This window comes from Cupriavidus necator A5-1 (assembly GCF_000744095.1).
GTDB classification, from domain to species: domain Bacteria; phylum Pseudomonadota; class Gammaproteobacteria; order Burkholderiales; family Burkholderiaceae; genus Cupriavidus; species Cupriavidus necator_A.
Window position 1 is genome coordinate 562,205 of record NZ_JQLI01000001.1, and the last position, 13,703, is coordinate 575,907.

8 protein-coding genes, 1 tRNA gene and 3 pseudogenes are annotated in these 13,703 nt (G+C 59.7%); 7 read left to right on the forward strand and 5 right to left on the reverse strand.

What is annotated here, in order from left to right; translation table 11 throughout:
• Window positions 1-10 precede the first annotated feature (10 nt).
• Window positions 11-937, forward strand: a complete 927-nt coding sequence (locus tag K307_RS02640) for an AraC family transcriptional regulator (RefSeq protein WP_042876142.1) — start codon at window positions 11-13, stop codon at window positions 935-937.
• A 47-nt stretch (window positions 938-984) separates the two neighbouring features.
• On the opposite strand, the gene K307_RS02645 is transcribed toward K307_RS02640, so the two are convergent.
• Complete coding sequence (locus K307_RS02645; protein ID WP_042876143.1) at window positions 985-1,746, reverse strand: SDR family NAD(P)-dependent oxidoreductase; 762 nt, start codon at window positions 1,744-1,746, stop codon at window positions 985-987.
• 415 nt (window positions 1,747-2,161) lie between these two features.
• Window positions 2,162-3,563: pseudogene (locus K307_RS02650) on the reverse strand (transposase); the annotation flags it as partial.
• Window positions 3,564-3,754: 191 nt separating this feature from the next.
• On the opposite strand from K307_RS02650, the gene K307_RS02655 reads away from it, so the two are divergent.
• From K307_RS02655 to K307_RS02665, 3 genes are all read left to right on the forward strand, one after another.
• The gene (locus K307_RS02655) at window positions 3,755-4,372 is read left to right on the forward strand and encodes a fumarate hydratase (protein ID WP_419187098.1); all 618 of its coding nucleotides are present in this window, start codon (window positions 3,755-3,757) and stop codon (window positions 4,370-4,372) included.
• A gap of 144 nt (window positions 4,373-4,516) precedes the next feature.
• Window positions 4,517-4,595, forward strand: a tRNA-Ile gene (locus tag K307_RS02660).
• Window positions 4,596-5,004: 409 nt separating this feature from the next.
• Window positions 5,005-5,319 (forward strand): H-NS family nucleoid-associated regulatory protein, encoded by a 315-nt coding sequence (locus K307_RS02665; RefSeq protein ID WP_042881140.1) that lies wholly within the window; start codon window positions 5,005-5,007, stop codon window positions 5,317-5,319.
• Between the two features lie 768 nt (window positions 5,320-6,087).
• Here the strand turns inward: K307_RS02665 and K307_RS02670 are convergent.
• Window positions 6,088-9,073: pseudogene (locus K307_RS02670) on the reverse strand (Tn3 family transposase).
• A 931-nt stretch (window positions 9,074-10,004) separates the two neighbouring features.
• Entirely contained in the window at window positions 10,005-10,337 is a 333-nt protein-coding gene (locus K307_RS02680; protein ID WP_042876149.1) for a hypothetical protein, read from the reverse strand.
• Window positions 10,338-10,569: 232 nt separating this feature from the next.
• Here K307_RS02680 and K307_RS02685 point away from each other — a divergent pair.
• Together K307_RS02685 and K307_RS47325 are read left to right on the forward strand one after the other, a co-directional pair.
• Window positions 10,570-10,878 (forward strand): annotated as a pseudogene (locus K307_RS02685) (transposase); the annotation flags it as partial.
• 496 nt (window positions 10,879-11,374) lie between these two features.
• A complete protein-coding gene (locus K307_RS47325) occupies window positions 11,375-11,539 on the forward strand; it encodes a hypothetical protein (protein WP_196251507.1) in 165 nt (54 codons plus the stop codon).
• Window positions 11,540-11,567: 28 nt separating this feature from the next.
• On the opposite strand, the gene K307_RS02690 is transcribed toward K307_RS47325, so the two are convergent.
• Window positions 11,568-12,077, reverse strand: coding sequence for a MarR family winged helix-turn-helix transcriptional regulator (locus K307_RS02690; protein WP_042881145.1), 510 nt, complete (start codon window positions 12,075-12,077; stop codon window positions 11,568-11,570).
• Between the two features lie 355 nt (window positions 12,078-12,432).
• Between K307_RS02690 and K307_RS02695 the strand changes: the two genes are divergently transcribed.
• On the forward strand, window positions 12,433-13,701 hold the full coding sequence (locus K307_RS02695) for an amidohydrolase/deacetylase family metallohydrolase (RefSeq protein ID WP_042876151.1): 1,269 nt from the start codon (window positions 12,433-12,435) through the stop codon (window positions 13,699-13,701).
• Window positions 13,702-13,703 lie beyond the last annotated feature (2 nt).

Below are 13,703 nucleotides of genomic sequence, written 5' to 3' on the forward strand. Positions count from 1 at the left end.
TGATTGAAAAATGAAGGAAGATCCGCTCACTGACATTCTCACCTTAGCCAGCGCGCGATGTGTTGACGTTGGGAGCCTGGCGGCGGGAGGATCGTGGGCACTGCGATTCCCTCCGCCCAGGAAGCTCAAGTTTGTTGCCGTCATGAAGGGCGAATGCTGGCTGACCATTGAAGGGAAAGCTGCGCCGCGTCAGGTCATGACGGGCGACGTATTCGTGCTTCCGGCTGATCGGGCTTTCGTGCTGGCCGGCGACCTGAAAACCACTCCCGTCGATTGCAGCGGGCTTTTCGCTGATGCATTGGAAAAGATGGTGACAGTCGGCCATGGTGTCGACTTCTTCGCCGTTGGTGCACACATTGCCTTGGACCAGGAGCGTGGCAAGCTGCTGTCGGAGGTTCTGCCACCTTGCCTTCATATCGGCAGTAATTCGGCCGAGGCGTCGGCCATGCAATGGCTCCTGAATCAACTCGGTCAGGAGCTTGTCTCTGATCGACCAGGGGCGGCGCTGGCATCCAGACAGCTGGCGCAGCTTCTGTGTATTCAGACAATCCGGTCGTATCTCGAGGCCTCCGGACCTCATGTCGTGGGATGGATCAAGGCACTCAGCGACGAGCGCCTCGCGCCCGCGTTGCGCCTAATGCATCGCGAGCCCAGTCGGGCGTGGGGGCTTGGCGAACTGGCGAAGGAGGTTGCCATGTCACGTACGAGCTTCTCCGTTCGCTTTAAGGCCATCGCGGGTATCCCGCCTCTGGCCTACCTTCAGAACCTGCGTATGCGGTTTGCTGAGTACCAGCTGCGCGAGAGTTCCATTTCGATATCGGAACTCGGCTGCTCGCTGGGCTATTCTTCTGAAAACGCGTTCAGCAGCGCCTTCAAGCGCTCGTCGGGAATGGCCCCCGGGCGCTACCGAGCCATCTTTGCGAAGATGGACCGGTAGCGCTCAGGCAAGGGGAGAGAGACTTGCCCCTCCTTCGTGCCGAGGCCTCAGACTTGTCTCAGTCCGCCGTCGACAAACAACTCGACGCCGTTCACATAGCTTGATGCATCGCTGGCGAGGAAGGCCGCAACCTTGGCGATTTCTCGAGCATCACCGATCCGTCCAGCAGGGCTTCGTTGCGCGATCGATTGAACGATAACGTCCGCCATGTCAGCGCCAGCCGCCTTGTCAAGCGCTCTACGCAACGAAGGCGTGTCTACTGCACCTGGGCTCAGGATGTTGATCCGGACGCCCGTGCCTTTCGCATCCTGGATCAGGGATCGGACCATTCCGTGGAACGCTGCCTTAATCGCACCGTAGATGCTCATGCCGGCAGGAGGAGCGACAGATGCTGTCGATCCGATGAGAATGATCGTACCGTCGCTCTCCAGTAGCGGCATCGCAGATTGGATCGTGAAGAGCACGCCTTTGAGATTTACCCCGACCATCTTGTCGAATTGTTCTTCTGTAATCCGGCCTAGCGGCGCGTGCTCGTCAGCGACGGCGTTTGCAATGACTGCGTCCAATCTCCCGTGCTCGGCTTTCACTTGCTTCAGTAGGGCGTCCATCTCGGGGATGCTGGATGCATCTACCCTGGCACCGAAGCTGCGCGGTCCAATTGCCTTGACAGCTTCGTCGAGTGCCTCCTGTTGAAGGGCAGTCACAATGACTTTGGCACCCTCTGCGACGAATTCCTGGGCGATTGCCAGACCGATTCCAGTTGTGCCGCCCGTGATCACGGCAACTTTGCCTTCCAGGGAATAGTTCATGTCGTCTCCATTGGATTGGTTAAAAGTCCTCCTGCAAAAAGATACATCCGTCGGACTGTGTACTGAATGCTTGAGCTTTCACAAAACCTGCGAGAGCGTTCGAAAAAAAGTGCTCATCAGAGCACGGGTGTTTTGAGGCGGAAGCAGGTATGCCTTTGTTTGCGCTGCAATTTACAGGGGTAGCTACCCCTAGTATTTATGCGGGCTTCCGGCAGGCGTCAATGAGAAATGTCAATGAAATCAATGGCTTGCTGACTGCCATCGACCAGCCGGCGATCTCGGGCGGCGGTGGCAGGGAAGGGCGGCGAGCTTCCGAATTGCCGAATGCGGCCCTGAGTCCCTCCGGCTGGAGGAGTACACCGGTCGCGAGCCCAAGGTACGAACTTCTGGGCACCGCCCTTTCGAAGCGGGATGGTTATGCCGTACACCACCGCGCAAGGGAGTCGGACTGGAGCGCCGCAGTGGGCATGAGCCGATGCGCATAGCGAGCGATCGGAAACTCGAAAGTCCCTCGCAGATTGATTCCCTCGAGATGGGTCGGCCCGATATGCCGCAGGTCCACAGCGCGCACTGTTTCGGCCCCGACTCGTTCAAGGATGTCCCAACTGCGTTGCATGTGCATCGTATTCCAGGCCATGACTGCATTGGATAGCAAGGTCAAGGCCGATGACACGGCCGCCAGCGACGCGTCATGCCTCGCCAGCTCGATCGGTATCTTCCCGTGATGGATCGCCCGCTGGACAATGTGCACCGCTTCACCGCGGTTCAACGCGTGCTGCATCTCATGACGAAATGCGGTATTCGTGAAATAGTCGATCAGGAAGATCGTACGAAACAGCCGTCCGAGATGCACGCCGGCCTCATAGACAATCTGCCCGCGCGCCGCCGCCCCAAAGCGCGTGAGTGCCTGGACCGCAGTGCATTGCCCACTTTGCACGGATGCGGCAATCCGTACCAGTTCATCCCAGGCGCGCTCAATGAGGCTCAGTCGAACATCGGCGCCGGTGACGGCAACCAGTTGTCTCGGCAAGTCGTGGTGCCTGGGGACATGCAGGCGCCGGTCGCGCAGGTGGGCCAGTCGCGGGCAGAGATCAAAGCCCAACAGCCGTGACAGGCTCATGGCGAAATCTGTAAAGCCGTGCGTATCCACAGCAAGTTGCGCCACGTCTTCAGAGCCACCTGGTCGGATCACGCCCTCGATTGCTGCACCGGCTTGCCGCTCATTGAGCAGAATAGGCTGGTCATAAAAGATGCCCCACCGATCGCGTACGTGAGTGTACATTCCGATCGATGCCGTACGCCGGCGCGGGTCGGCCCGCGCTTGCCAGACAGAGCGTGTCGTTTCCAACGACATCATGTCTGACGACGCCAGATCGGAGCGCCCCCAATGCTGGGCTATCGGGTGCTGATGCATGAAGGTCAGCACGGCTTCTGCCGCGTGGCGCAGCTTCCGTTCGTCCGCGATACGATGCATCATTTGGCGGATCGCTGGCGGCGACAGCTCCGGCACCATTCGGGCGAGATCCGCAGCTGACATCGACGTGCCATGCGCGAGTATGGCTGCGTAGACCAATAGCAATTCGCTGCGGGAAAGGGGCTCCCTCCCCAGCAAGAGCCAACTGAAGTGCGTGGCGCTGTCGATCTCGAGCAGGATCTCAGGAAGCTGACCGCCGGGGTGCCGCTCGAACAGTGCGCGTCGCAATGTCTCCACAGACGCGGGCGTAGCGCTCGCCACCAAGGGATCGCTTCCCACGCAAGACAGCGTCCCTCAGCTTGACGAAGCCTTCGTCCAGATGCGCGATCACCGGCACCAGAAATGCCTGAGCATTTGGCCGCGGGGAATCAAACAGTGTCACGAGCTTGGCCAGTCGAACAGCCCCACAGGAGCGCTGGGGTTTGACATTGACAACGCGCTATCGAGCGGCTTTGGCTACAGCAGATCGTGCGCTTCGACTTGTCGTCTGTCGCCAGTCCGTAGGACTGGTTTGCGCGCTTACACCGAGTATCGATGGCAACGTGGGGACGCAACGAGTTCATTCTTTCTCTGGTTACCAGCCAAATAACTGGCGGGATTCGCCGCAAGCACAATGAAGAGACTGAGACCACTACTACATTTGCCATTCGCGCGGTTATACTCGGCGCTTTCGAACGAAAAATCACCAAGAAAGGACTCAATCAAATGACTCGGGTCAAAGCAGTTGCCACCAGCAAGCCAGCGGCAAAGAAGGTTGCCGTGCCGATGAAGAAGACCAGCGTGCTCGCGCGCGAGGCGCAGGCCGCTAAAAAGCGTCTGCTGAAGCTGCGCGCCGACACGAAGAAGGCGATCGAAGCAGCAAAGCGTGAGGTCGCCAAGGCAGCGGAAGCCGCAAAGGCTGCAGCTCGCTTCGAAAAGCAGGCTGCAAAGGACAAGGCGGCTGCAAAGAAGGCTAAGGCCGCCGGCGCAAAGAAGGCAACGGCTGGCAAGGTGGCTGCGAAGAAGTCTGCTGCAAAAAAGGCGGTGCCCGACAATAAGGTCGCTGCGAAGAAGGCGGCTCCGAAAGAGGCCGCAGTGAAAGCCGTGACGAAAAAACGGGCCCCGGCAAAGAAGGTGGTTGCGCCGGTAGCCTCGCCTGAAGCGGCGGCCTGATTTATTGCCTCGGCTGGTACGCGATGTTGCCAACCAGCCGATCGGCCGAAGATGGGGGCGCATTTTTTTGCGCTGCGCCCCGCATCGGCTGGGAAAGCAAATGCTGCGCATGGCGCTGACGGTTGTTCCCGCTTTGGTTTTATTGGGCCTCTAGCTCATGCCTGGTTAGAGCAGCGGACTCATAATCCGTTGGTGCCGTGTTCGATTCACGGGAGGCCCACCAAACAACCATCAGATCCTTCGGTACCTGGTACCTCGTCCCAAAGGTGTTGATGTGTCTTGGTCGTTACAAGACACCGCGTTATTCACCGACCGTTGCTATTCGCCCATCCTATAGGACGCCTTACCACCGTCTCTCCACGCAAATTAACGCGTCGCCGGTGATGGGATCTGGTGCAGGAGCGTACCCGTTTCTGCGCTCCTCGGCCGCTGACATCAGGTGCGAATGTCACCCACTTTCAGTTCAAGCCGACATATATGAAGTCCGGGTTGACCCAAGCCAGACATTAATAGCGACCATCCCGATTTGACTCAGCGACCAGGTTCATTTGTAGGCCTTGGAGGATGAATACCTTGCAGACCGTCATTGGAATGCGTATAAGTCAATCGTGACTGAAAAAATGGAGGCGAAAATGGCAACGTATCAGGAACTGATGGCGAAAAAGCAAGCGTTGGAAGCCCAGATCGAAGAGGCGCGTTCGACTGAGGTAGCCGGCGTTATCGAACAGATTCGCGAGCTGATGGTTCGGTATAGCCTGTCGCCGGAAGACTTGGCACCGCGGCGTCGTCGCGGCCGGCCTGCCGGTACAGCTTCCGCTACTACCGAGAAGGCAGCGCTACCGCCGAAGTACATGGATCCCAAATCCGGCAAGACTTGGTCCGGACGCGGCCGGGCGCCGGCGTGGCTAGGCAAGCGACCCGAGCGTTTCCTTATCCAACAGGAATGATCGATTGCACGCGCGTTGTCCCTTCGGTGACGGCGACTCATTCGACCGTCCAAGAATATACAAGCTTCTTGGACGCTCCAGTGTCGAAGCGAAGGGGCAGAGCGGCAGCCCGTCGATGAAAAGAGCTAGCTCGACGGCGGCGGCTGCACACGCTCCGAAGTGATCGGTGAAAAGACGGCTCTCGACCAGTAGCAGAGAGCCGCAGAACGTCCATGAAGAATATCGGATAACGGTGAGTTATCCGCGTTCAGTATCCCACACGCCTCCATGCCAGGCAATCGGACTGTCCACTCTTTCCCAGAAAGTCGGCCTTACTCAAAAAAGAGCCCGCACTCCGCGGAGCGGCGACGCGGGCGGTAGCAGGACTGCCCAGGCATAATAGGGCGTTGTAAGCAACTCTTAAGTCTGAATCAGACGGCGTTTTAGACCCTGTTTCCCCAGATCGCAGTGCGGAGCAGTTGCATTCAGCGGCGCAAAATTCACTTTCAAGCGTAAAAGGTGATCCTAGGGGGATCTGATTGCGCGTCTAGTCGACGAAGATTCACCCTTTCCGATTGGCGGCTCCCGAGCGAGCGGTCAAGAGCGTTTGAGCAGAGTGGCAGCGAGGTGTTGGACTGCTGCGCGAGAAAAAGCCTTCACTTCATCGTACGGTCGCCGCGACGCTAGGGGCACTGCGGTCCTCCCGCCGCTAGTCTTCAGGCAACATTGCAAGTCCGAGATCATCCAGAGGGTCGGCCGGGATTCGCAAAATATCCGCCACATCTCCGGCTAAGCCGCTGATTTGAATAGGAAATCGATCGATGGATCGAGTGGTGGCACGCGCCTCTGCAAGTCAAGTAGGTAATCGCCGAACCGGTTGATATGCTCGCGGCGGTATGGCGACAGACCCTTGAGCACTTCGGCATTCACTGGGTGCCCGCGTTCCTGCAAATCCTTGAGCTTGCGTGACATCCACTGAACGTTGTGGAGGAGGACCATGTTGGCGACCAACTGGTTGTACTTGATCACCTTGCGCTGTTCGTGCCGCAGATTCTCGGCGATGATCCCGTCGCCACCAAACATCAACCACTGCGCAAAGTCATTGAACTGTTCGCTCTTGTTCGTTGCGGCATGAATGGTGCGACGGAGTTCCGGGTCGTCCAGGTACTTCAGCAAGAACACCGTGCGGATGACGCGGCCCAGTTCCCGGAACGCAAAATACAGCTTATTCTTCGTGCTCTCCGAACCCAGCCGGCGCAGGATGGTCGACGGCGTCATCTTGCCGGCCTTGATCGAGACGGCAACCCGCATCATGTCGGGATAGTGTCGTTGGATCAGGTCCCAGTCGATAGACCGGCGGCACAGGCGCTCGATATGGTCGTATCTGCGTCGCCGGTCCGCCTTGTACAGCACCAGGTCCTTGATATTGCGCATGCGTGGCATCAGGTTGATGCCCAGCAGGTGGGAGAGGCCAAACACCGGCCCGCTCTGCGCCTGGGTATCGCCGTGAATGGTATCGGGCTGGATCTCCGAACCGTTGCGGATCAGCCCGTCCAGGATGTACACGGCCTCATGCACGCCGCACGGAATGAAGTTGCTGAAGAGCGCGATGTACATGTCGGAGACATGGTAGTAGCCAATGACGCCGTACCCGCCATAGCGGATGTGATACTCCGACAGCAGGTTCTGCTCATACAGGTTCCACTTCGTGCCATCCGCGGACGCACGTTTGCCACTGCCCCAGTACTTCGGTAGCGCGAACTGATTGTACGCGTTGATAACCTTCACGATGGCCTTGTCGAGCCGTTCTTCCGTGACGTGACGCAGGTTCAGCCAAGCTATTTGCTTGCGGCTCAGCCCCTTGACGGACCGGGCCGTCTGGCTCGGTCCCAAGTTGCAACCGTAGCAGAACAGCGTGCAGATGACGCGCTTGCGAGGATCGTCAAGCTTGGCATCGAAGCCGGACAGTGGCCCGAACAGCTTATGCAGATTCAGCCATTGCTCTGTCTCGGTCAGCACGTCGAGGATGCTGATCTGCGGCATCGACGCCGTGATGGCCTGGTCAATCAGTATCATGTTAGGCGGGTCGGGCGCCTTGCCGGGCCGGTGGATGATCAATCCCTGTTCCCCGAACTCGATGCTGTCGTTCTCAGGGAAATTTGCATCGACCTCATCGAGTGCAGTGCTCAGTCTGTCCCACAGCGCTCTGACGAAGCTACTACCATCTCGTGGCAGGCCAGTGATGTCACAGTAGTGCGGTGACTCCCGCTCGAATACGTCCTCCGATACCTGATGGACGCGGAAGTCATCAAAACGGTCGCTGCCCTCCACGTAAAGATCGCCCGAGCTCAGCTCACGCATGACCTGATCGAACACGCACAGCTCAAAGTACCTTCGATGGAGCAGACGAGTGGTCCGGCTATCCGGGAAGATCGCCTTCTCCCACTTGGCCGGGATCCAGTCGAGCGGAAGATTCAGCAGATCGTCGTCCGTGAGTTGCAGATGTTCGCGGTGCGAGGTCCGGAAGCCCTGTATCCAGGCCAGTGCCACTAAGACAGCCTTGTCCTGCGAACTGGATTTGAGCGGCAAGACCTCAAGGCACTGAAAGAGCAGGGAGCGCTGCTGACGGTACGGCGCAAGCATGAATGGCAGATCAAAGTTGCCCGCATACGCGATATGCTCATTGCAGCGGGCCAGCGCACCCGCCGCATCATTGCCGAGCACTTCACGCACCTTGTCCAGTCGGAAGATGTCGGCGATACCGTCGTCCTCCAGGACCTGCAGCACATCACGGAACTGGCTGACCAGGCCTTCCAATGTGTCCGCATGCGCGAGCTGATATTGCAGTAGCCGGGTTCTGGCGAGGGACTCGAGCTTGCGCATGACCTTGGTGAAGATCTCCGCCACATCATCGAACGCCTTCTGCACCTGCGCGTAGATGAAGAGCACTGCCAAGGTGTGTCGCTTGGCTGGCTTGAGCGCTCGGAGCTCGGCAATATCAAGCGCGCGGGCCTCCGTCACCAATTGCGTGCGTTTGCTCACGGAAAGGAAGGCCGGCGCCTGCGGCAGGCCGTTGGCAAGGTTCCGCAGGGCCTGGATATGTTTGAGGAAGCTCGCGATTTCGCGTGTGGCGGGCCGCTTGGGCTCGCGCTTGAGCTGGTCCCACCCGGATTTGCCGCCCTAGCCATCAAACAATGCCTCGATCCGGCCGATTTGCGAGCCATCGAGCGCCTCGGAGATGGCGCGATAGATGGCTTCATTGCACCGGCTGCGGGCCTGGGTTGCCATTCGGTGCAGGCAGGCAAGTGGCGGCAGTTCGCACCGTACCCGGATCAGTTCTTCGATCAGCACGTTGACGATGTCGGGCAATTCGACCTTGGTGTGCGCCGCATCGGTTGCGAGCGCCTCCAGCCATGTGATCGTGTTGGCATCGACCGGCCGAATGTGGAGGTACCCGCGTAGCAATTTCTGATGCCGGGAGCGCGTGCCGGAGGCATCGTAGTGCCCGCACTGTTGCGCGGGACAGGGCGGGGGACCGCAGTGCGGCACGCACGTGATCGATCACGATTGGTGGCACATCAGTCAGCATGGGGAAGTAGCCAAGGCGCTGCAGCAGTTTGAGCTGCACGAGAATCAGGACGGACGTTGAGGCCCGACGAGACTGGCTGCGCGCGAAGCGGATCTCGGCTGATGTCGGCGTGAACGCAGCTTCCAGTTCGGCGGCGGTCAACTCAGCCGGCAGCGTTGGATAGGCGGTATCGTGGATCGGCGGCATCCTTACTGCTGCGCCAAGTTCAGATTGATGCGCCACAGGTATCGGACATCGTCATCGTTGCAGGTCGTCCTGTCGCCATTTGCGACAGCCAAGGTCTACTCCCTTCCAAAACCGTTCCGCTCCGAAGCCGATATCAGGCACCCTCGAGCAGCGTGTGCGCCGTGGAAAGGAATTTGCACGCCTTTGATGACAGGTTGACGGGCTAAGCGCTCTTGCCTTCCCCTCACTTCGAGGAAATATGCAGTTTTAGCCACTATGCGGTGCAATTTGGGTTCTTTCTGTTCGCCGGGGGCAGGGTGGGTGCCAACCGGGCACTAAAAAACTAGGTTCCATCGATAAATCAATGGGTTGCGCAGGGATGTGGCGGATTTTTTGCGAATCCCGGTCGACCCTCTAATCGCTCGTGATGGGAGGGGGTCTTTTCTCGAATGGGAAAGAATTCTTAGAATAATCTAAGGAAGCAACCGCTTTTCCTGAATGTCTTTAATTGAAGCTCGCTGCATGTGTGCAGCATTCCTTTCACCCAATACTTCGTCTCTGCGCAAATCTGTCTTTTGGTGTAATTCATCGACTTAGTTCACTGGCGCGCTTGTGCGGCAGCGTGCAACGAGCCAAGGAACGCTCGTCAAGCCGGTGATCATGTGGCGTCACTAGCGAATGCTCCCATCGTCTTGCGGATATAGGGTGGTCTGCTTGCCGTCGAAGGCTTGCAACGTCTTGTTGGTCACCGTCGACTTGCTCGGATACGGTTGGTAGACCCAGAATTCAGGCCTCATCGTCAGAGGGCTTGGCTGTGTAGTAGACGTAGCCGTGTTCATTTCCGTAGCCATCACCATTGAATAGAACTTTCGTAAGATAGGGCTGTCCGCTTCGACCAGCGAAGAGATCGACCATTGTGGCGTATGCGTGGCCATTGATTCTGATCGAAACCTTAGAACCTGGAAAAGAGATTGTGTTCGGAACTCATGTATGGCTCATTCTTAACAGTGATTTCTATCCCTTCAAGTGAGCAACTCAGCTCACCCGGCTCTAGCAAAATAAGAATGCCCTTCCTCCGCAACGAAGCCGCCACGGATTCCTTTAGGTAGCCTCGGTCCGTCTTTTCGTCGAAGCTGAATAGGTGGTGCGGATTGTTCGCGTCACTGATAGATATTTCAAAGTAGTCCATCTCAGGAGCGCATGTAGCCTTGATGAAATGCACAGGGTAGTCAGCCCAGGCAATTTTGCAGGCGAAGAGGGCGAGCAGTGCGAACAGGTATTTCATAGATTGAGTTGCATATGGGATGAGAAATTTGGGGTCTGAACAGGCGAAAGAGCGCCTAACTTGTTATATCGCAAAATGCAAATTTAACATGGCATCCTGTCATTAGACATCCTATGTCTGTGGCGTTGTTGCATAAATCCGGGTACCTCGCGACGTGGTGACGTTCACGCGCAACTGGAGGGGCGGCCCGGCTGTTAACTTTGGGCGCTTCTCGATTTTTTCGTGCGAGAAGATGCGCAAGGACGAACACAAGACGCGTGAACCCAAGGGGGTCTACCGCGTCAGGAACTGGTCGGCATACAACGCTGGGCTGATCGCCAGGGGTGACGTCACGATGTGGATCGACAAGAGCGTGCTGAAGCAGGACACCGAGCTTGAATCGCGCAAGCGCGGGCGCCCGTGCGTCTACTCGGATGCCGTCATTCAGATGCTGCTGGGGCTCAAGCAGGTGTTTCGTCTGCCGTTGCGCGCCCTGCAGGGATTTGCCTGCAGCCTTCGCAAGCTCGCCTTCGCCGACTTGCCAGTGCCGATCTACACGAGCTGAAATGGGAAAGTGAGCCAGGGGCAAGTGACATTGCGCATCCATGCGGCTCCTGGCTGGGCATACTTCAATGCGAACACTCCAGGCGCAACGCAATATAGAACGACGGCTTTGGTCTGCGGATTCAACTGCCAGAGCGACGTTGAAGGCAGATGACCATTGGACTCAGATAGCCGCCATCGAGTCGGGGAAGACTCGAACGGCGCAAAAGTCGACAAAGGCCGACCGGCCCGCAACTGGCGGAGGTCGCTTGTCGGGCCGAAAGGCAATCAGCGAGCAGGGCTGCGATGCAACGGCCAAAGTCGAATCATGACAGCCGGCGCCACGCCGGCGGCAGGATTCCCGATGCTTGCGTACTGGTAGGTATAGACCCCAACGGAATAGATCGGTGCGGTCATCCCATTCGCCAGCCACGACAGCTTCATGGTGCTGACGGCACCGGAAGCAGTATTGGTCGGATCCGGCGAGCCCTCCGTGGCGGTGTCCAGAAGACGACGTGGCCGTCACGGATGCCGCCCGCCAGCGCGGCATCGTGGTGCGACCGCTGTCGCGCTATTTCATCGGGGATAAGGTGCAGCGAGGATTGCTGGTCGGCTACGCTTGCGTGCCGGAGGAGGACATCGGCCCGAGCTTCGACGTGTTGCTCGGGTGCCTGCAGTGAGGGTTGGCTGATCCGTCGGCGCGGGCCGTCAGGGCAGCCGATACGGCGCGCTCCCGAGCCCGTTGGTCGCCTCCACCAGCTGGATCAGATATAGCAGGAAACGCTCGCGATCCTCCGCCGGCAACTGGTCGACGGTGCGGTCGTGGGCGCGCTGTACCGCGTCTTCCATCTTCGTCACCAATGCGCGACCCTTGCGCGTCAGCTTGACCAGCTTGACGCGCCGGTCGTGCTCGCCCTGGCGCCGCTCCAGCAGCCCGCGCCCCTCCAGCCGCGGAATGACCTCGGCCACCGTGGTCCGTTCCAGCCCGATCTCCAGCGCCAGTGTGTTTTGGTCGAGTTCGCCGTGCTGATGCAAGGCCGTCAGCAGGCTGTATTGCACCGGCGTGATATTGAACGCCTCGGTCTCTTCCAGGAACAGCGAGCAATGCAACTGGTGCAGGCGCCGGATCAGGAAGCCGGGCCGGCCCAGCAGGGCGGAGCGCTGGCGGGCCGCATCGATCTGGGTCTTGACGGCGGCGGAGCGGGTCTTGTTGGTCATGGCAAAAAGTTGGCCGGACAGGGTCCGGAATCTGGCAGCGGCAGTATCGCACTGACGGCTGCCTTGCAGGAAGCGTTCCAGCACGCTTTCCCTGTCCGGATAGGTGGCATACCCCCTAATGCACCACAGCGGCGCGGCGCGGCCATCTCCATGGCAGCAAGTCGTGCATCGGCACCATTGAAGAACATCGGCCCCGGGGCGAGATACGGGGTATGCCCCCTAATTCGACGACGCCGCACGAATACCGGAGAACCTTGCCGGCAAAGGCTTTGCGGGGAGCGCGCCGCGCCACGGCGGCAGTGCTGGCAGAGTTCTTGCGTTTGGTTGCCTGCACATCGACTTCTCCGAGGCAAGCATGACTGCAAGCGTTGGCGGTACCTTACTGAAGCGGGGCAGGATCATCGATCCGGCCTCCGGCATCGACCAGATCGGCGACGTGTTCGTCCGCGACGGCCGCATCGTCGAGGTGGGCGCCGAGCTCCACCATGAAGGCGTGCAACGGATCGACTGCCGGGGCAGGCTGGTGCTGCCCGGACTGATCGACACCCATGCACATGTCTATCAGTTCGTGACCGGACGCTTCGGGCTGGGCGCCGACATGTGCGGCGTGCAGTCGGGCGTGACCACGCTGATCGACCAGGGCGGCGCCAGCTGCATGACCTTGCCCGGCTTTCGCCACTACGTCGCCGGGCATGCGCAAAGCCGTGTCTATGCCTTCCTGTCGGCCTACCTGGTGGGCGGGCTCGAAGGCCATTTCTATCCGGAGCTGTACCGGCCGGAATGCGTCGACGTCGATGCCACCGTGAAGGCCGCGCTGGCCAATGCCGATCTGGTGCGGGGCATCAAGGCCCACGCCGAACTGGGTGGATTCGCCCGCTGGGGCACCGAGGTGATGCGGGCCTCGGCCGAGATTGGGCGCCAGGCCGGGCTGCCAGTCTATATCCATTTCGGCCAGCTGTGGCCCATGCCCGGACAGGCCACCTTCGACGTGGATCCCGACACCATCCTCGAACAGGTGGTGGATATGCTGAAGCCGGGCGATGTGCTGGCGCATCCGTTCAGCCGGCATCCGGGCGGCTTCGTCGGCACCGACGGCAAGATCCATCCGCTGGCCCGCGAGGCGGCGGCGCGCGGGCTGAAGATCGATGTCGGCCACGGCTCGCACTTCAGCTACCGCATGGCCCGCACGGTGCTGGAAGCCGGCATCGTGCCCGACACCCTGGGCGCCGACATGCACGGCTACAACACGCAGGTGCCGGCGCCCGCCGGCACCCCGGCCGAGCACCCCGACCAGGACCATATGTTCCTCGGGCGCGTGCGCTTCAGCCTCGTTTCCGCGATGACCAGCATGCTGGCGCTGGGCCTGCCGCTCGAACAGGTGGTGCGCATGGCGACCGTCAATGCGGCGGCGATGGCGGGTTTGGCGGATGGCGCGGGCACCTTGCGCCCCGGCGCACCGGCCGACATCACCGTGCTCGACGACCAGCGCGGGCGCTGGGTGCTGCGCGACAACGAGGGGACCCAGGTGGTGACGGAGCGGCTGCTGGAACCGTCGTTCTGCCTGTGCGGCGGCCAGCGCTTCGACGCCAGCGCGCCGATCCTGCCCGCGGCGCAGGTTGCATAAGG

Coding starts and splice junctions, on each gene's coding strand:
- K307_RS02640 (WP_042876142.1), top strand. CDS start 11: ATGAAGGAAGATCCGCTCACTGACATTCTCACCTTAGCCAGCGCGCGA.
- K307_RS02645 (WP_042876143.1), bottom strand. CDS start 1,746: ATGAACTATTCCCTGGAAGGCAAAGTTGCCGTGATCACGGGCGGCACA.
- K307_RS02655 (WP_419187098.1), top strand. CDS start 3,755: ATGGCAACGTGGGGACGCAACGAGTTCATTCTTTCTCTGGTTACCAGC.
- K307_RS02665 (WP_042881140.1), top strand. CDS start 5,005: ATGGCAACGTATCAGGAACTGATGGCGAAAAAGCAAGCGTTGGAAGCC.
- K307_RS02680 (WP_042876149.1), bottom strand. CDS start 10,337: ATGAAATACCTGTTCGCACTGCTCGCCCTCTTCGCCTGCAAAATTGCC.
- K307_RS02690 (WP_042881145.1), bottom strand. CDS start 12,077: ATGACCAACAAGACCCGCTCCGCCGCCGTCAAGACCCAGATCGATGCG.
- K307_RS02695 (WP_042876151.1), top strand. CDS start 12,433: ATGACTGCAAGCGTTGGCGGTACCTTACTGAAGCGGGGCAGGATCATC.